The organism is Microcoleus sp. N9_B4, from assembly GCF_036701635.1.
Lineage (GTDB): Bacteria > Cyanobacteriota > Cyanobacteriia > Cyanobacteriales > Microcoleaceae > Microcoleus.
Genome location: NZ_JAUBRC010000047.1, coordinates 1 through 18,845, shown reverse-complemented (window position 1 = coordinate 18,845; position 18,845 = coordinate 1). Strand labels below are relative to the sequence as shown.

General features: G+C 45.4%; 14 protein-coding genes. 13 read left to right on the top strand and 1 reads right to left on the bottom strand.

Features of this window, described 5'->3' with window-relative positions; translation table 11 throughout:
* Nucleotides 1-29 precede the first annotated feature (29 nt).
* From QUA43_RS24870 to QUA43_RS24820, 11 genes are all read left to right on the top strand, one after another.
* Nucleotides 30-1,148 carry an ATP-binding protein gene (locus QUA43_RS24870; protein WP_333377295.1) on the top strand — a complete coding sequence of 373 codons (1,119 nt, stop codon included), beginning with the start codon at nt 30-32 and terminating at the stop codon, nt 1,146-1,148.
* On the top strand, nt 1,148-1,819 hold the full coding sequence (locus QUA43_RS24865) for a DUF3226 domain-containing protein (RefSeq protein WP_333377293.1): 672 nt from the start codon (nt 1,148-1,150) through the stop codon (nt 1,817-1,819). Before QUA43_RS24870 ends, QUA43_RS24865 begins: the two co-directional genes overlap by 1 nt.
* A 53-nt stretch (nt 1,820-1,872) precedes the next feature.
* Complete coding sequence (locus QUA43_RS24860; RefSeq protein WP_333377291.1) at nt 1,873-3,501, top strand: hypothetical protein; 1,629 nt, start codon at nt 1,873-1,875, stop codon at nt 3,499-3,501.
* Nucleotides 3,502-3,867: 366 nt separating this feature from the next.
* Entirely contained in the window at nt 3,868-4,788 is a 921-nt protein-coding gene (locus QUA43_RS24855; RefSeq protein ID WP_333377289.1) for an NAD(+) kinase, read from the top strand.
* A 237-nt stretch (nt 4,789-5,025) separates the two neighbouring features.
* Nucleotides 5,026-5,511: a hypothetical protein gene (locus QUA43_RS24850; protein WP_333377288.1), complete on the top strand. Its 486-nt coding sequence runs from the start codon at nt 5,026-5,028 to the stop codon at nt 5,509-5,511.
* Between the two features lie 169 nt (nt 5,512-5,680).
* On the top strand, nt 5,681-7,657 hold the full coding sequence (locus QUA43_RS24845; RefSeq protein ID WP_333377286.1) for a carbamoyltransferase: 1,977 nt from the start codon (nt 5,681-5,683) through the stop codon (nt 7,655-7,657).
* A gap of 303 nt (nt 7,658-7,960) precedes the next feature.
* Complete coding sequence (locus tag QUA43_RS24840; protein ID WP_333377285.1) at nt 7,961-8,368, top strand: SxtJ family membrane protein; 408 nt, start codon at nt 7,961-7,963, stop codon at nt 8,366-8,368.
* Complete coding sequence (locus tag QUA43_RS24835; protein WP_190657062.1) at nt 8,369-8,533, top strand: DUF5989 family protein; 165 nt, start codon at nt 8,369-8,371, stop codon at nt 8,531-8,533. It begins immediately after the preceding gene.
* 4 nt (nt 8,534-8,537) lie between these two features.
* On the top strand, nt 8,538-9,770 hold the full coding sequence (locus tag QUA43_RS24830) for an SGNH/GDSL hydrolase family protein (RefSeq protein ID WP_333377283.1): 1,233 nt from the start codon (nt 8,538-8,540) through the stop codon (nt 9,768-9,770).
* 13 nt (nt 9,771-9,783) lie between these two features.
* Complete coding sequence (locus tag QUA43_RS24825; RefSeq protein WP_333377281.1) at nt 9,784-11,109, top strand: hypothetical protein; 1,326 nt, start codon at nt 9,784-9,786, stop codon at nt 11,107-11,109.
* Between the two features lie 6 nt (nt 11,110-11,115).
* Entirely contained in the window at nt 11,116-12,450 is a 1,335-nt protein-coding gene (locus QUA43_RS24820; protein WP_333377279.1) for a hypothetical protein, read from the top strand.
* Between the two features lie 67 nt (nt 12,451-12,517).
* Here QUA43_RS24820 and QUA43_RS24815 read toward each other — a convergent pair whose 3' ends face one another.
* Entirely contained in the window at nt 12,518-13,849 is a 1,332-nt protein-coding gene (locus QUA43_RS24815) for a hemolysin family protein (RefSeq protein WP_333377278.1), read from the bottom strand.
* 423 nt (nt 13,850-14,272) lie between these two features.
* Here QUA43_RS24815 and mfd point away from each other — a divergent pair, with 423 nt between their 5' ends.
* Both mfd and QUA43_RS24805 read left to right on the top strand, forming a co-directional pair.
* Entirely contained in the window at nt 14,273-17,842 is a 3,570-nt protein-coding gene (gene mfd, locus QUA43_RS24810; protein ID WP_333377277.1) for a transcription-repair coupling factor, read from the top strand.
* Between the two features lie 132 nt (nt 17,843-17,974).
* Entirely contained in the window at nt 17,975-18,628 is a 654-nt protein-coding gene (locus tag QUA43_RS24805) for an S-layer homology domain-containing protein (RefSeq protein WP_333377275.1), read from the top strand.
* Nucleotides 18,629-18,845 lie beyond the last annotated feature (217 nt).

Sequence of the window (18,845 nt, the reverse complement as noted above, 5' to 3'; positions counted from 1 at the left end):
ATAGAATATAGTTAATATGCGAGGAATCCATGTTGCGCGATCTGACTATCCAAAATTATCGCTGTTTTAAAGATTTTCATATCGACGAGCTAGCTAGGGTTAATCTGATAGTTGGTCAGAACAATAGCGGTAAAACTACTTTTTTGGAAGCCATTTATTTATTAGTCCAACAACAGAGTATTCAAGCTTTGTTTGATGTACTAAATGGCCGTGGCGAAATGAGCAACATAAAAACTCAACTTGCATCAGGTCAAGCAGTAAACCGCAGCAAGTATCAATTTGAACATATTTTTTACGGACATCAACTAACCCCAGATCGAAGTATTTACATTCAATCCCAGAAAGAAGAACAACTCTCACTCAAAATCCAAGCAAACCCTACAAACCAACAAGTGGTAATTCCGGTAGCTGAAGAACTAGAAACAAGATTTTTAGCATGGGAATTAATTGCTTACTACAATCAAAATTCCCGAGTCAAAATTTCACTGCTGGGCGATGCGACTCTTGCTAATATTAGTAGTTTACTTTCTGTTCAATCAACAGAGAGAAATGATAACTATTTGTCGGGTGTTGGAGCCAGCAAAGATAATTTTAATTTACTCAAAACTACGGCAATAACTTTTAACGAAATGGCTGTGTTTTGGGATGCTATTACACTGACACCAAAAGAAGAAAGCGTAGTAGCAGCGCTGCAAATCTTAGAACCAGATGTAGAACGTATTAGTTTTACCAGTAATCCCACTAATAACAGTGGTATTTTGATTAAAATCAGAGGACAGAATCACCCAATTCCTCTTGGGAGTATGGGAGATGGTATGCGACGAATTCTTAGTATAGCAATGGCAGCCGTATCATCAGAAAATGGTTTTTTGTTGGTTGATGAAATTGATACAGGTCTTTACTATCAAACCCAAACTGATATGTGGCGATTGATATTTGAAACAGCACAGCGATTGAACGTTCAAGTCTTTGCAACTACCCAAAGTTGGGACTGCATAGCCGCATTTCAAGAAGCCTTAGAACAGTCAGAAGAGAGTTCAGTTGGCAAATTATTTCGCTTGAGCCGGCGCGGCGAGGATATTCGTGCAGTTGAATACACTCCCGATGAATTGTCCGTTGCAGTGCGCCAAAGTATCGAGGTGCGCTGATGCCAAAAGCACGAAAACCTCCTCACTCAAAACCTCAACAGTTATTGGTAGAAGGTAAGAATGACCGACACGTAATCTGGGCTTTGTGCCAGCAATATCAACTGCCAGAAACATTTTCCGTCGAAGTACCGCAAGAAGAAGGTACAGAAGGAGTTGAAGCGCTGCTAAATGGGTTGCCAGAAAGATTGAAAGCAGAGAATTTACGCACGTTGGGAATTGTGGTTGATGCCGATCGCAATTTAAGTGCGCGGTGGCAATCTCTTAAAGATAAACTGAGTTCGATCGGCTATCGAGACATCCCCCAATCTCCCCCTCCCGAAGGCTGGGTTTGCACACCTTCAGATCCATACTTGCCTCGCGTCGGAGTTTGGTTGATGCCCAACAATCAACTTCCTGGAATGTTAGAAGATTTTGTCGCCTATCTCATCCCCCCTGGCGACACCCTGCATCTGAAAGCCGAAGCAATTTTACAAGAGCTCGAACAAGCCGGACTTAACCGCTATACTTTAATTCATCATCCCAAAGCGCTAATCCACACTTGGCTGGCATGGCAGAAAACGCCTGCAATGCCGATGGGACAAGCAATAACAGCGCAGGTGCTGAGCTGTGATGGCCCAATCGCCTTAATTTTTATTGAATGGTTAAAACATCTGTTTGAGCTAATTGCTTGATCCGCCTGATAATTAGTAATATCTAGTAATATTTTGCCCACGCTGAAAGCTTTATGATTCGCCGCTACATTGCTAGCATCAGCACCAGCATCCTCAAACGTACCTGCGCCGCAGCCGCTGTATTAGCCGTAACTTTGGGATGTTCGTCAACGAAGCCGCCCAACACCGCAGCGCCATCGGGTTCGATCGAATCCGCCGTCCTAGCGCAGTCCCCAACGTCTCTGTTAGCTCAAAACCCCAACAAAACCAGAAAATCTCTCAGCCTTCCCTCATGCCCGCAAAACGACGCCTTCACGGAGTCAGTTAACTTTGCCACCCAAGCTTCTAATTTGGCTCAATCAGCCAATTCAAAACAAGACTGGGACGAAGTAGCCGCCCTGTGGGTGCAGGCCGTCGCCTGGATGCAAGCCGTTCCCCCCGGCAGTCCCAGACGGGCGTTTGCGGAGAAAAAAGTAATCGAGTACATGAGAAATCTGGTTTATTCCCAGCAGCAAGCGAGCGCAACCAGATCGCAAGCCAGTACAGTCAGCTTCAGCAGCGATTTGCTCAACGAACAACTCCAACTTTACCTATCCTACGTTGCTGCGGTCGGCCCACCAGATGTTTTGATTGTCGGCAGTTCCCGGGCATTGCAGGGCGTCGATCCCAAACAGCTAAAACAATCTTTAGCCCAAAGGGGCCGGCCGGGCTTAAAAGTATTTAACTTTTCAGTCAATGGGGCAACTGCACAAGTCGTTGACTTTCAATTACGGCGGCTTTTGAAGCCCGGTCATTTGCCTCAAATGATTGTCTGGGCAGACGGCGTGCGGGCATTTAACAGCGGCCGGGACGATCGCACTTTTAATTCGATCGTCGATTCTGAAGGCAGCCAACTTTTAGCAGCAGGCATTCGCCCCGAACTGCTGTCCGATGAATTCAACGAGATTCCGATGTGTTACAGATTCCCGCAGCCCTGCGCTAACAACAATTTCCGCAAAGCATTTACCTCTATTGATCGACAGTCCAGTGGAACGGGCATCTTGCCCGTTGCCTCAAATGCTACAGGCGGGCAAGACACCCACCCCCCAATCAAATTCCTCTCCAGTGGAACGGGCATCTTGCCCGTTGCCTCAAATGCTGCAAGATATGAGTTAAAACCGATCGCAGCGAATGCAGCCACCCAAAAAGCACAATTGATTCCAGTCTCGCGACGCACAACAGTAGCCATCAGACAACTTAACCAATTGGCAGATTCGATCGACTCCAACGGATTCATGGCTATGTCGGGCACTTACAACCCCAACACTTATTATCGACAACGCGCTTACGTTTCAGGCCAGTACGATCGCGACTACGAAAACTTCAACCTCGGCGGCAAACAAGCAGCAGCCTTTAACTCAGTTGTAGCATTTACCAAAGCTCGCAAAATTCCCCTAATTTTCGTCAATTTGCCCCTCACCAACGACTACTTAGACGGAACTCGCCTGCGGGCAGAACAGCAGTTCCGGCAGAGAATGCAGCAACTCTCGCGGCAAAAAGGCTTCGCTTTCCGCGACTTTTCGCAGCGGTGGCCCGGCCGCAATGACTATTTTGTTGACCCCAGCCACCTCAACCGCTTTGGGGCGATCGCCGTTTCTCGCCTACTCGCGGCCGATTCCAGCATTATCTGGCCACGGCCCAAATCCAGCCGCAGCGACGGGTGAAGGAAGAAGGAAGAAGGAAGAAGGAAGAAGGAAGATGTAGAAATGCAGTCATAATAATATTTCTTATTCCCGGCTTTCTTTTTACCAGGCAGATCCTGGTAACGCAGATCCACAGGCTCTGCCTCGCAATGCTCAAAAATAGTTTAAAATCTAACCTGATGCCCAAAACCAATTTGTGCGATCGAACATTTTAAGATATTTCACTCAGCCTAAAATCTAACAATCAAAAATCCAAAATCGATAGATTGTGAGCTCACTCTAAAATCTAACAATCCCAAATCCCAAATCCCAAATCTAAAATCGATAGATTGTGAGCTCACTCTAAAATCTAACAATCCCAAATCCCAAATCTAAAATCGATAGGTTGTGCAACTAAAACAAGTAATTATCGCCCACAAAGCCAGAGATACCCTCAGCCAGCGGTGGGCTGAACAGTGTGCCCGCCAATTAGAAAGTCGCGGGTGTCAGGTTTTAATGGGGCCCAGTGGCCCGAAAGATAACCCGTATCCGGTGTTTTTAGCTTCTATTAACAGCCCAATTGATTTAGCGGTGGTGCTGGGGGGCGACGGTACGGCCCTAGCTGCCGCGCGGAATTTGGCGGCTGACGGCATCCCGATTTTGGCAGCGAATGTGGGGGGACATCTGGGTTTTTTAACCGAGTCTTTTGAGGATTTCCAAAATACTGAGGAGATTTGGGACAGACTTTCGGAAGATAGGTATGCTGTGCAGACGCGGATGATGTTGCAGGCAACAGTTTTTGAGGGAAACAGAACTAATCTCGAACCCCAAAGCGATCGATTTTTGGCACTAAATGAAATGTGTGTCAAACCTGCTTCAGCCGATCGAATGCCGAGCTGTATTCTAGAAATGGAAGTTGACGGCGAAGTAGTCGATCAATATCAAGGTGATGGTTTAATTGTGGCAACTCCCACCGGTTCAACTTGCTACACAGCATCTGCCAACGGGCCGATTATGCACTCAGGAATGGAGGCGATCGCAGTTACTCCGATTTGCCCTTTGAGTTTATCCAGTCGGGCGATCGTCCTGCCGCCCGGTTCAGTCGTCAGCATTTGGCCTTTAGCAGATTACGAACTCAGTACCAAACTCTGGACTGACGGCATTTTGGGTACTGCAATTTGGCCAGGACAGCGCGTAGACGTGCGGAGGGCAGACTGCGAAGCCAAGTTTATCATTTTGCGGGAAAATTATTCTTATTTCAACACTTTGAGGGAAAAACTTCACTGGGCAGGAGCCAGAATTCGGTACAGCAACAATCACCGCAATTAATCCGAATCATTCAATAGACATCGCAAGAATTGCCAGTCTTGAACAGGCAGGATGCCTGTTCCACAATAATAATTATTGAAGAGGTCTAATATCAAGCCGCATTAACCTGTAGGGGCGAGTAGGCGTGAAAAAACCTGTTAAATCACCAACAATCTAGATACAAAAACCACCATCAGCCAACCCATAATCTTTGTACTTTGTTAAGATCGCTCAATATCTTGACAAACAGCCTGATCCATGCAGATTTTCAAAAAATCAACCCGACCTTTCAACCCTCAAGATACATATCCCTGTCCTGTGTGCCGCACCGGTCAAATTTCCACCATGCCGATGATGGACGCCCTAGCTTGCAACTTCTGCCAGCACATTTATACCGCAAGCGTTGAAAGACAATCGCTCCAAATGGCCGATCGCCAACCGCCCGTAACTTGGCACTGGAACGGCAAACAGTGGATAGGAGCCCACCTCGAAGGCGTAGAATTCGGATGGCCCTACTTTGCAGCGGCTATTGGTCTAATTTTCCTTCCCACTACCTTGCTGGGACTTTCAGCTTACTATTTTCCCCCGGTTCCCGGGAGTCGGTTGTCGTGGCTGCCCGTAGCTTGGACAGGCTTAGCTTTTTTGTCGCATTTAGGCATCGTGCTGTGGTTGGTAGGTGAATTTTATCAATTCCCGGTGGCAACTTACTTCAGAGCTTGGGGGCGCAGGATAAGCCGGCGCTAGCTTAAATGCTCTCAAACAGCCGATCGTCCCAGGACGGCGCACCGACATCGATCCAGGTAAAATTAGAGGCGATCGCAAAATTCAATTCCCAATCAGCACTTAAGCAGCTATAATCGTTAGCTATTCTAAATAGTCAAAAGCAAACGCATTGCGATTTGTGAGGAGAGCGATGAACATACTTGGAATCTCGGCGTACTATCACGACAGCGCCGCAGCCTTAATTCGCGACGGAGAAATTATAGCAGCAGCGCAGGAAGAAAGATTTTCCCGCAAAAAGCATGACGCCAGATTCCCTAAGAATGCGATCGCTTATTGCTTGAAAGAAGCGAAAATAGATTTGCGGGAACTCGATCGAATAGTCTTTTATGACAAACCTTTAGTCAAATTCGAGCGCCTTCTCGAAACCTATTTAGCCTACGCACCCCAAGGTTTTCGCTCTTTCTTAACCGCCATGCCGATATGGCTCAAAGAAAAGCTTTACCTCAAAACCATGCTCAAAAGAGATCTGGCAGCAATAGCAAACTGCAAAACAAATAAACTGCCATCTCTGCTATTTACCGAACACCACCAATCCCACGCAGCATCGGCATTTTTCCCCAGCCCGTTTCAAAAAGCAGCCGTTTTGTGCCTCGACGGCGTGGGCGAGTGGGCAACAACCTCGGTTTGGTTGGGAGACGGCAACCAACTGACACCTCAGTGGGAAATCGATTTTCCCCACTCCTTGGGTTTGCTTTATTCAGCTTTCACTTATTACACCGGCTTCAAAGTCAACTCTGGCGAATACAAACTCATGGGTTTAGCACCTTACGGCGAACCCAAGTATGTAGACAAAATTCTCAACTATTTAATCGACCTCAAAGATGACGGAACTTTCCGTTTGAACATGGATTATTTCAACTATACAGTTGGCTTAACCATGACAAATAAGAAGTTTGACGAACTATTTGAAGGGCCGCCGCGTCAAGCGGAAGGAAAATTGACTCAGCGGGAAATGGACATTGCAGCTTCCATTCAAGTTGTTACCGAAGAAGTTGTTTTGCGGCTTTGTAGAACAGTTAAAAAAGAATTGGATGTCGATTATCTTTGTCTGGCCGGCGGCGTTGCTCTCAACTGTGTTGCTAACGGCAGACTCTTGCGGGAAGGTATTTTCAAAGATATTTGGATTCAGCCGGCGGCGGGAGATGCTGGCGGTGCTTTGGGCGCGGCTTTGGCGATTTGGTATCAGTATTGCGAACAAACTCGCACTGTGAGCGCCAACTCGACAGCAAATAGTATAGAATCCCTCAAAACTGAACTTATCACTACAAACGCAGCGGTTGAGGAGAGGACTGAAGTTCTCACTGCAAAACCAGCGGTGGCAACGGTGGCGAAGTCTGTTGCTCATTTAACTTGTCACGACCAAATGCGCGGCTCTTATTTGGGCCCGAGGTTTACTGACGCAGAAATTCTCGAATATTTGGATGCTGTAAAAGCCAGCTATCACCGATTGGACGATGCCGAATTAATGCCGCAGTTGGCTGAGATTTTGGAACAGGGAAATGTGGTGGGATGGTTCCAGGGGCGGATGGAATTTGGGCCGCGGGCTCTGGGCGGTCGATCGATCATTGGCGATCCCCGCAGTGCTAAAATGCAGTCCGTGATGAACCTGAAAATTAAATATCGGGAATCTTTTCGACCTTTTGCTCCGTCAATCTTAGCCGAACGAGTTGCGGATTATTTCGAGATTGACCATTCTAGCCCTTATATGCTATTGGTAGCACCTGTCAAATCCAGTCTCCGCATTCCGATGACTCCCGAACAAGAGCAGTTGTTTGGCATTGAAAAGCTCAACATTCCGCGATCGGAGATTCCGGCTGTCACCCACGTCGATTACTCGGCTCGCATCCAAACTGTTCACAAAGAAACCAATCCTCGCTACTATGACTTAATCAGTCATTTTGAAGAGCGATCGGGCTGTTCTATTGTGGTAAATACTTCTTTCAACGTCCGAGGCGAACCCATTGTTTGCACTCCAGAGGATGCTTACCGCTGTTTCATGCGAACCGAAATGGACTATCTGGTTTTGGAAAATTTCTTGCTTCCCAAGTCCGAACAAATTCCGTGGAAACAAGATGATGCTTGGAAAAATGAATTTGAATTGGATTAGTCAGTTGACAGTTGACAGTTGACAGTTGACAGTTGACAGTGGTTATTAATAATTCTTGTTTACTGGTTATTGCTTATTAGCAAACGCAGGCAACTAACAACTGACAACTAACAACTGACAACTAACAACTGACAACTAACAAGTAGCAACTAACAACTAATACCAATTTTAAAAAAGAATGCAACAGTATTCTTGTTCCCCCCCTTAGCAAGGGGGGGCTAGGGGGGGTCGAAGAGTGTTGCACGATTTTAGAGAAATGGTATAACAACTAACAACTGACAACTAACAACTGACAACTGACTAATGAGCGACGAAATTAAAAAACTCGACAAAAAAGGCTTGCGCGATTTCGGGCTGCTAATTGGCGGCTTGATTGGAGTGCTGTTCGGTTTAGCAGTACCTTTACTGCGGCGGCATTCTCTACCTTGGTGGCCTTGGGCAATCTGCGGAGTGCTAGTGCTGCTAGCATTGGTGGCGCCAAAATCGCTGAATCCCGTTTATCACGCGTGGATGCGCTTTGGACTTATTCTTAACAAGATCGAAACCCCGATCGTCTTAGGGATAGTTTTTTACCTTATAATTTGGCCGATGGGAGTGCTCAAAAACATTTTCGGCGAAGATGCAATGCGGCGAAAACTAAATCCGAAAATGGATACTTACCGCGTCCCAAGTAAAGCAAGAACCAAAGTTAGTATGGAGCGTCCTTTTTAAGTGTTTGAAGCAACTTTAGATTTTCTCAAAGATTTGTGGGCGTTTATGAAAGAACGCCAAAAGTATTGGCTGTTGCCGTTAATTGTGACTTTAGTCTTTTTGGGAGCTTTGATTGTATTGAGTCAGGGTTCTGTGATTGCTCCATTTATTTACACGCTGTTTTGAAATAATGAGCAAGTTGAAAAATTTGGGTGTCAATTTGGGTTTGACACTCGGCGGTTTATTGATGGGGGTGGTAATTGGTGAAGTTGGGTTGCGAGTTGCTAGAGTTGAGGGCTATCCAAAAATAGGAGATTTCGTAGAGTCGGCGCCAACTCGTTTCCACACTTCCGATCCGAATTTGGGCTGGAAACTGAAACCGGGTGCGTCGGGGGAGTGGAATGGGGAAGGTGCGAGTTTTGTGCAGGTGAATAGCGAGGGTTTGCGCGATCGTGAACATACAAAAGCCAAACCTCCAAATACTTTGCGCGTTGCGGTTTTGGGCGATTCTTTCACCGAAGCAATTCACGTACCTGTCGAACAAACTTTCTGGTCGAAATTGGAACGAAAGTTAGGCAACTGCGAAGCTGTTAAGGGACGCAAAAATGTTGAGGTCATGAATTTCGGGGTGCAGGGCTACGGTACTGCTCAAGAATTGATAATGCTGCGAAAAAAAGTGTGGGATTACAGTCCTGATATTGTAATTCTTGCTTTTTTTATTGGCAATGATATAATTAATAATTCGCCGAAATTGGAATACGATCGCTACCGACCATTTTTTGCTTATGATGCTAGCGGCAAGTTAGTACCGGATATGTCTTTTCGCAATCTGGCGCCGATCGATCGCAACGAAAGAGCAGTTTCCTTTGTAGACCGGATGCCCAGTTTGATCGTCAACAATTCGCGCATTTTGCAAGTCATTAAAAAGGTAGACTTAGATCGGAAAAAGCGGGAGTTATCCGGGCATTTTACCACTTTAAGTACCCTCAACCTCAAGGAACCTCAAAATGCAGCTTGGGAAGAGGCTTGGAGGGTGACAGAGGGTTTGATTGTGACGATGCGGAATGAAGTCGTGCAGAAAAATGCTGATTTCTTGGTTGTGACGATCGGCGATCCGATGCAAGTTATACCGGAGGCCGAGAGGCGAAAAGATTTTATGAGAAAGAACAACATTCAGGATTTGTTTTATCCCGATAGGCGGCTGGAAAATTTGGGCGCGCGCGAGGGTTTTCGGGTACTAAATTTATCGGAACAGATCCAAGGTTACACTGAAAAATATCAAGTCTGCGCCCACGGTTTTGATAATTCTGTACCCTGTGGGGGTCACTGGAATGAACTCGGACACCGACTGGCTAGTATCCTGATTAACCGAAATTTGTGCGAAAATTTGAAGCAGTCTCAAGTACCCAACACACAACCGTAATCAGTCAACTTTCATGAAAGATTCAACGGCTTTGAAAAAAGGCAAAAATATATTAATTATAATCGCGGTTAATTTGGCGATCGCCTTTATTTGTCTGGAAGCTTTATCGCTCGCTTTTTATTTTATCAACCAAAAGCAGTTTTTTTATACCCGAACTAAAGCCAAAGAAAAAATAGTAGAAGATATTGAAAGGATCGGCATTAGACTTGATGAATCTATCGTAGAAAGACTGCACCCACTTTTTGGCTATGTACTCAAACAAGGTGCTTTCACCAATGAAAAATTCAAGTTAAAAGTCAACAAACACGGCTTTTTTTCACTCTACGAATACCCGTTTGTTAAAACCAATCAAAATCAAGTTATTATCGGAGTTTTTGGGGGTTCAGTTGCGAATAATTTTGCAGTTGATGAATACGTAAATCGCAGACTGTCTAACAAATTGAAGACTTATCCAGAATTTGCCAACAAGGAAATTATTGTTTTAAATTTTGGCAACGGTGGTTACAAACAGCCCCAACAATTATTAATTTTAAATTACTTTCTGGCTTTGGGTCAAGAGTTAGATCTAGTCATCAATATTGACGGTTTTAACGAAGTAGCACTGTCAAATTTAAACAACAAAGCCCAAGTAGAAATAGGAATGCCCAGCGTTCAGCACATACAGCCTCTGACTGGTTTAGCTAACAACAACTTGTCGCCGGAAGCGATGAGTTCGATCGTGCAAATTAACGAAAACAAAAAACAGTTGAAAGCAGGTATTGACAAATTGCAAAGTTGTCAACTTGCTTTGTGTCACGCTGTCACCTCGCTACAGGTGAAACAATTAGTCAACAATTACCAGCAAGCAGTTGTCAAGTACGATTCGCAAGTAAAACAATCCAACCCAGACACGGCAAATAGCGGTATAGTATACATTCCCAAAGCTGACTTTGTTTTGCAGGATGCCGCTGCTTTTGAGAAAATGGCATCAATCTGGTATCAATCCTCGATCGGGATGAATCAAATTTTATCCAGTAGAAAGATTAAGTATTTTCACTTTATCCAGCCCAACCAGTATTATCCCACTAAGCGAGCGTTTACCGCCAAGGAAAACGAAATCGCGATCGACCAGAAGAGTCCTTACATTGAAGGTGTGAAAAAAGGTTATCCGGTATTGTTGTCCAAAGTCGATGATTTGCAAAAAGCTGGGGTTAATGTTTTTAGCGCAGTGAATATTTTAGACAATACAAAAGAGACTGTTTACAAAGATGCCTGCTGCCACTATAATTCAGTCGGAGACGAAGTATTGGCAAACTATGTTTCTAGTTCCATTATTAAAGTAGTAAGAGAGTCAAAATAGAGGTTTATGAAAGATTTAAAATTCCTCAACAAAGGACAAGAATTTCTCAAGGTTGCTTTGATTAATTTAGTGACTTTACTATTTTTCCTGGAACTTGGCTCCCTGGCATGGTATTTTGTCAAGCACAAGCAATTTTTCTATACTAGAGAAAAGACGCAAGATAAGTCTGCTTTAGGAATTAATTTAGAAGGAGTGCGGCTGAATCAGTCTATTGTTGAAAGGTTTCATCCTTTTTTTGGGTTCATTCAGAAACCCAGCGCTGATTTTAGACCTGGTTTTAAAGTCAATAATTATGGATTTATTTCTCCTTATGATTACCCTTTGAAAAAAACCAAGAAAAATCAATTTATTATCGGAGTTTTTGGCGGTTCTGTGGCTTCTAATTATGGAGTATTTGAAGTTCAAAACAAAATTTTACCTCAATACCTAAAGCAGCTTCCGGGTTTGAAAGATAAAGAATTTGTAATTTTGTCTTTTGCTACTGGAGGCTACAAACAACCGCAGCAATTATTAATTTTAAACTATTTTTTGGCTTTAGGGCAAGAAATGGATCTGGTCGTCAATATAGATGGTTTTAATGAAGTAGCACTTTCTAACTTAAACAATAAAAATCAAGTCGATTTGGCGATGCCAAGCATTCAGCATATTTTGCCACTGACTAGCTTGGCTAATAATAGCCTTTCTACCAAAGCGATGAAAACAACTATTAGAATCCAAGAAAATAAAGCTAGGATTAATCAAGGTTTGTCAAGTTTGCAAAACTGTTTTTTCGCTGCGTGCGATGCTTTGACTTCGGTTTACGTTCAAAATCTAGTTAATAACTATAAAACCGATGTCATTAAGTTTGAAAAAGAACGGACTCAACAAAAAAAAGATGACAGTGGTAGCGTTATTTACATCAATACTAATAAGTCTGTTTTACAAGATTCATTAGCTTTTGAACAAATGGCACAGAATTGGGTGAAAAGTTCAATTTTTATGCACAAAGTTCTGTCTGCTAGTAATGTGCCTTATTTTCATGTTCTTCAGCCTAATCAATATTATCAGACGAAAAGGGTGTTTGGTGAAGCCGAAAAGCAGATTGCTTTTAACAAGGATACTCCTTATGCTAAATCTGTACAAATTGGATATCCGGCTCTTTTCAAAAAGTTTCCGAATTTGGAAAAAAATAATATCAATTTAGTGAATGCTGTCAATGTTTTTGACAAGACTAAAGATGCTGTTTATGTAGATAGCTGCTGCCACTACAATCAAGCTGGAGAGGTGGTTTTCAGCAATTATGTGGGCCGTTCTATTCTGGAATCTTTGCGGAAAGATGAGGCTAGAAGCAAAAAGAAGTAGGGCTGAAATATCCGCTGAATGGTGGATGTAGGGTGCGCCTAGCGCACCTTACCGCTGAGTTTAAATTTTAGGTTTTTGGTTGGGTTTTAGGTCGATCGCCCGTTGAGTCGATCGGCATTACCAATATCTTATCAACTCGGTTGCCGTCCATATCGACTACTTCCACGCGCAAACCGTTCCACTCAAAATGCTCGGCTGCTGTGGGAATTTTGCCTAAATTTGTAATTACAAAACCGCCCATTGTGTGGTAACTTCCTTTGTGTTCTGCTGACAATTCTTCGATTCCAAATAGCTCAAAAAAATCTTCGACTGCTAGCATTCCGTCTAACAGCCAAGAACCATCCTCGCGCTGCACCGCTTCCGGCTCGTCAGCATCTTCAATCGAGGGAAAGTCGCCTACCAGTTCGACTAAAATGTCGTTGACTGTAACCAATCCTTGAATGACGCCGTATTCGTCTACTACCAAGGCAATTTGATTGCTAGATTGTTTGAAAAGTTCTAATACTTTTAAACCCCGCGTGCTTTCCGGTACAAATAACGGTCGTCGTAAAGAAGCGCTTAAGTCTAGGGGTTGACCAGTTAAAGTCCGAGACAGCATATCAGTAACGTGTACTAAACCGACAACGTTGTCGAGTCCTCCCTGACACACGGGAAACCGAGAATGACCGCTGCCGAGCATTTTTTGGCGGTTTTCTTCCACTGAGTCGTCGAGGTCGAGCCAGGTAAGATCGGGACGCGGAGTCATTAAGGCGCTGACTCGCCGATCGCCCAAACGAAACACTCTTTCCACCATATCTTGTTCGGCTTCTTCAAAGGTTCCGGCTTCTGTTCCTTGCTCGATTAAAACTTTAATTTCTTCCTCTGTAACTTGCGGTTCTGTAGAAGGCACAATCCCCATGATCCGCATCACTAAGTCAGTGGAATAACTTAACAGATAAACCGCAGGAGCGCCAATTTTTGAGAGCATTCGCATGGGAATTGCTACGCTTGAGGCGATCGGCTCCGGGTTGTTGAGCGCCAGCCGCTTCGGCACGAGTTCGCCGATAATTAAGGTCAGATAAGTGATGGTTAAAACTGCTACTACTGAGGCGATCGTCTGAGAATAGGGCGCGAGGGCAGGAATCAGCCGCAACAAAGGCTCTACCCTTTTAGCAATTGTCGTTTCTCCGAAAGCGCCCGACAGAATGGCCAGCATCGTAATCCCGATTTGAACTGTCGGCAAGAACTGATTGGGGGCATTAGCCAGATCCAAGGCTACACGGGCATTGATCGAACCTTGGTTGGCCATCTGTTGCAGTCTCACCTTCCGTACAGAGATGATGGCCATCTCTGACATCACAAACAAGCCATTGAGGAAAACCAGCAGGAGAACAATCAGAATATCGGTACTTGGGGACATTTCTCAAATTATCGGTGGTAAAGGCGAAGCGCTCTGCCCGGTTAGTCGATTTTAGATTTTAGATTTTAGATTTTAGATTGACTCCGCAGCCAGTATCTGGGGGATTTCCCTAATGTCTAAAATTCTTCGATCTTCACAACTTGAGTCGGGGGCTTGTATCCGTCTTTGGGTGCAGTCACAGGAGAGGTCTGGAAGCTGTCAATCTCGATCGCAAAATCGAAATTTTTTCTAAACCTGGCCCTATATTAACGGAACTGGCTCGATCGCGATCGCAGGATCGACATATTAAAGCAGAAATCTATCTCTAGTTAAGTTCCCAGGCGTCAAAAGCAGAGCGGCACAATCATGGATGTTTGTCGTACAATCTCCTTAACAGGCAAAGGGAAAGAGCCTTCGCCGATCAGGGATTAAAATTAAAACCGCATGACTTTCTCTTCAATAATTCGTACCCTGGGCCGATCGCCCCTAGCAACAGAACTCCTCAACAAGCTCAAGCGCCATCGCTACGTGCAACTGTCCGGCATAGCCCGTTTGCCCAAAGGTTTAGTAGCTTCCGCCCTCGCACAGCAAGAAGGGCGGAGTTTACTGGTAGTGACAGCAACTCTAGAAGAAGCCGGCCGTTGGGTGGCAGGGCTGGAGGCCATGGGCTGGCAGACTGTGCATTTTTACCCAACTTCGGAGGCTTCACCCTACGAGCTATCTTACTCCGACGAGAACGAAATGACGTGGGGGCAAATGCAGGTGCTGGCGGATTTGGTCGAGAAACAAGAAACAAACGCTAATTCTAAGCCGATCGCGATTGTAGCTACCGAAAGAGCTCTCCAGTGTCACTTGCCGCCGCCTGCTGCTTTTGAACCCTACTGTCTGACGCTGAAGCGAGGTGCGGTTCAAGACTCGAAGATACTTGACCGCCAACTGGTGTCGATGGGGTACGATCGGGTGACTCTGGTGGAAATGGAGGGCCAGTGGAGTCGCCGGGGCGATATTGTCGATGTCTTTCCGGTAGCGGCGGAGTTGCCAGTGCGGCTGGAATGGTTCGGAGATGATTTGGAGCAAATTCGGGAGTTTGACCCGTCTTCCCAGCGATCGCTCGATAAGGTCGATCGATTAGTTTTAACTCCTACTAATTTTAACACAATTATTAAAGCAGTTTTATCTGAAAAAAAGCTTGACGAAATCAACCACCTAGGCTCTTTTGACCCCGAAAATGAAGCGGAAAATGAAGGCGAAAAATTTGTCCGCAGGCTGTTGGGTTTAGCGTTCGAGCAACCTGCATCTTTGTTGGATTATTTGACAGAAAATACTTTAGTTGTTATTGACGAACCCCAAGGATGCGAAGGTCACAGCGACCGCTGGTTTGAGAATGCACAGGAACAGTGGAATAATTGCAATCGGGAATCGGCAGTTGCTGGTGAGAAAACAGAAAAATTGCCAATTGCTAATTTGAAAGTTCCGAAAATTCACCGAACTTTTGCTGAATCTATGGCAGATGTCGCAGCTTTCGAGCGGCTAGAACTTTCAGAATTGGCAGAAGATTCTACGGCTAAAAAATTTCAAAGCTCTGCGGAGGGCGACCAGCTACCGTCTGCGATTAATTTGGCTTCTCGGCCTGTGCCGGTGATGCCTCACCAATTTGCTAAGTTGTCTCAAATGCTCAGGGAAGAGCGCGATCGCGGGTTTACCATTTTTCTGGTTTCTGCTCAACCGAGTCGATCGGTTTCTTTGCTGTCGGAACACGACTGTCCGGCTCAGTTTGTGGTGAATCCGCGCGATTATTTGGCGATCGACAAGTTGCAATTGCAGCACGTTCCGGTTGCTTTGAAGTACAGCGGGCTGGCAGAATTAGAAGGTTTTATTCTGCCGACTTTTCGGATTGTGTTAATTACCGATCGGGAATTTTACGGTCAGCATTCTCTCGCTACTTTTAGCTACGTCCGCAAGCGCCGCCGCGCTGCTTCTAAGCAAGTAGACCCGAATAAATTAAGCCCTGGTGATTATGTGGTTCACCGCCAGCACGGAGTGGGCAAATTTCTCAAGTTGGAACGTTTGACGATCGATCGCGAAACTCGCGAGTATTTATTGATTCAATACGCTGACGGTACTCTGAGAGTGGCGGCAGATCAATTGGGCGCTTTGTCGAGGTTTCGGACTGTAGGCGATAAAGTACCGGATCTCAACAAGCTGACAGGCCAAACTTGGGAAAAAACTAAAACCAAGGTTCGCAAAGCTGTTAAAAAATTGGCAGTGGATTTGCTGAATCTTTATGCTAAAAGAGCTAAACAAACAGGTTACGCTTTTCCTCCTGATATGCCTTGGCAACAAGAGTTAGAGGATTCTTTTCCTTACCAGCCAACGCCGGATCAGTTGAAGGCAACTCAGGATGTGAAACGTGACATGGAGGGCGATCGACCGATGGATCGCTTGGTCTGTGGCGATGTCGGTTTTGGTAAGACAGAAGTTGCTCTGAGAGCGATTTTTAAGGCGGTTACGGCGGGCAAGCAGGTGGCTTTGCTAGCGCCGACGACGATTTTGACCCAACAGCACTATCACACGCTCTCAGAGCGTTTTTCCCCTTATCCGATCGAAGTTGGTTTGCTCAATCGCTTTCGCACTGAAACCGAGCGCCGGGAGATTCACAAGCGTTTGGCGACTGGGGAATTAGATGTGATTGTCGGTACTCAAGCTGTTTTGAGCAAGGCGATTAAATTTCGGGATTTGGGCTTGTTGGTGGTGGATGAAGAACAGCGGTTTGGAGTTAAGCAAAAGGAAGCGATTAAATCTCTCAAAACAGAGGTAGATGTTCTGACTTTGACAGCAACGCCGATTCCCCGGACTTTGTATATGTCGCTGTCGGGGATTCGCGAGATGAGTTTGATTTCGACTCCGCCTCCCAGCAGGCGCCCGATTCAGACGCATTTGGCTCCCTATAACCCGGAAGTGGTGCGATCGGCAATTCGTCAAGAATTGGACAGGGGCGGTCAGGTTTTTTACGTGGTGCCGCGGATTGAGGGGATTGATGAGTTGGCCGTTCAGTTGCAGGAGATGGTTCCGTCTGCCAGAATTGCGATCGCCCACGGTCAAATGGAGGCTTCGGAACTAGAATCAATCATGCTGACTTTCAGTGCGGCAGATTTCGATATTTTGGTGTGTACGACGATTATTGAGTCGGGTTTGGATATTCCGCGAGTCAATACCATTTTAATTGAAGACGCGCAGAAGTTTGGTTTGGGTCAGCTTTACCAGTTGCGGGGACGGGTGGGACGCGCGGGGATTCAAGCTCATGCTTGGCTGTTTTATCCCAAGCAGAACCAACTGTCTGATGCTGCAAGGCAGCGGCTGCGGGCAATTCAAGAGTTTGCCCAGTTGGGTTCGGGCTATCAGTTGGCTGTCCGAGATATGGAAATTCGCGGTTCGGGTGATGTTTTGGGTACTGAACAATCTGGTCAAATGGAGGCGATCGGTTTTGATTTGTATGCTGAAATGTTAGAGGAAGCTATTCGGGAAATTAAGGGTCAGGAAATTCCGAAAGTTGAGGACGCGCAAATTGACCTAACTTTGACGGCGTTTATTCCTGCCGATTACATCGCAGATTTGGATCAAAAGATGAGCGCTTACCGGTCTGTGGCTTCTGCTAATACCCCTGAAGAGTTACAGCAGATTCAGGCTGATTGGTGCGATCGTTATGGGCCAATTCCTCTGCCAGCCCAGCAACTTATCCGTGTGGTCGAACTCAAACAAATTGCTAAAAAAATCGGTTTTTCTCGGATTAAGCCGGAGAATAAGCAGAACATAGTTTTGGAAACTGCGATGGAAGAGCCTGCTTGGAATTTGCTCAAGGCTAATTTGCCGGAACATTTGCGCTCTCGTTTTGTCTACAGCAAGGGGAAGGTTACTATTCGAGGTATGGCGGTTTTGACGGCCCAAAAGCAATTGGATAATTTGATTGATTGGTTGGGTAAAATGCAGGGGGCTTTGCCGGAAGCCAATCTTTGATTTTAATATATAATCCCCAAATCTCGCGCACCCCCGAAACCACAGAATAATACCGACGGAACCAGAAAAAATATTACTGCTGTTTTCATGATTGTTTTAGCGACAGAAAGGATTAAAATCGTGAAAAAGTTAGTGAGTATTTTTTTGGCGATCGCGCTAGTGCAAGGAGTCCCAATGGCGGTTCAATCTCAACAAATAATTGACCCGATCGATCGGGTTGTGAGTGCCGGATTGATGAATAAAGATGCTAGTGGTAATTTTAATGCTGAGGGCTTTGTCAGTCGCGCCGATTTGGCGATGATTTTAGTGAAAACTTTTGGTTTGGAACGGCGGAAAACAGCTCAGAAACCGGATCGGGAATTGCCCGACGTACCGAAGAGTTACTGGGCTTACAGTGCTATTCAAACTGTTTTGAAAACGGGAACAATGAGTGGATATCGCGACGGAATGTTTTTCCCCAATCAAAGGGTGACTCGCGCTGAAGCTTTGGCAATTTTTGCTCAAGCTTACGGGGTTTTTCAGTTTCCCGATCCCAGCATTTCCGAGATTTTAGCTAAGTATCCAGATGCAGGGGAAATTCCTAATTGGGCTAGAAAGTCTTTGGCTACTGCACTTTATGAAGGGTTTGTTAATGTTGATCTCGCAACTAATAAGATTAATCCTTTGAAGCCGATGACTCGTGGGGATATCGCTTACGCTTTGAGCAAGTATTTGGAGCGGCAAGTAAGGCCCACTTCTTTGCCTGTCCCGGACGAGGAGCCTCCTGAGCGCGGCGTGGGAAGGTAAATATAGTAAGTTTCCTTTGCATGAGAATGGGTAATTGGTAATTGGGCATTGGGCCGAAAAGCATTGGGCCGAAAAGCATTGGGCATTGGGCATTATTCCTTCTTCCTTCTTCCTTCTTCCTTCTTCCTTCTTCCTTCTTTCTTCTTCCTTCTTCCTTCTTCCTTCTTCCTTCTTCCTTCTTCCTTCTTCCTTCTTCCTTCTTCCTTCTTCCTTCTTC

Coding starts and splice junctions, on each gene's coding strand:
- QUA43_RS24870 (WP_333377295.1), top strand. CDS start 30: ATGTTGCGCGATCTGACTATCCAAAATTATCGCTGTTTTAAAGATTTT.
- QUA43_RS24865 (WP_333377293.1), top strand. CDS start 1,148: ATGCCAAAAGCACGAAAACCTCCTCACTCAAAACCTCAACAGTTATTG.
- QUA43_RS24860 (WP_333377291.1), top strand. CDS start 1,873: ATGATTCGCCGCTACATTGCTAGCATCAGCACCAGCATCCTCAAACGT.
- QUA43_RS24850 (WP_333377288.1), top strand. CDS start 5,026: ATGCAGATTTTCAAAAAATCAACCCGACCTTTCAACCCTCAAGATACA.
- QUA43_RS24845 (WP_333377286.1), top strand. CDS start 5,681: ATGAACATACTTGGAATCTCGGCGTACTATCACGACAGCGCCGCAGCC.
- QUA43_RS24840 (WP_333377285.1), top strand. CDS start 7,961: ATGAGCGACGAAATTAAAAAACTCGACAAAAAAGGCTTGCGCGATTTC.
- QUA43_RS24830 (WP_333377283.1), top strand. CDS start 8,538: ATGAGCAAGTTGAAAAATTTGGGTGTCAATTTGGGTTTGACACTCGGC.
- QUA43_RS24825 (WP_333377281.1), top strand. CDS start 9,784: ATGAAAGATTCAACGGCTTTGAAAAAAGGCAAAAATATATTAATTATA.
- QUA43_RS24820 (WP_333377279.1), top strand. CDS start 11,116: ATGAAAGATTTAAAATTCCTCAACAAAGGACAAGAATTTCTCAAGGTT.
- QUA43_RS24815 (WP_333377278.1), bottom strand. CDS start 13,849: ATGTCCCCAAGTACCGATATTCTGATTGTTCTCCTGCTGGTTTTCCTC.
- mfd (WP_333377277.1), top strand. CDS start 14,273: ATGACTTTCTCTTCAATAATTCGTACCCTGGGCCGATCGCCCCTAGCA.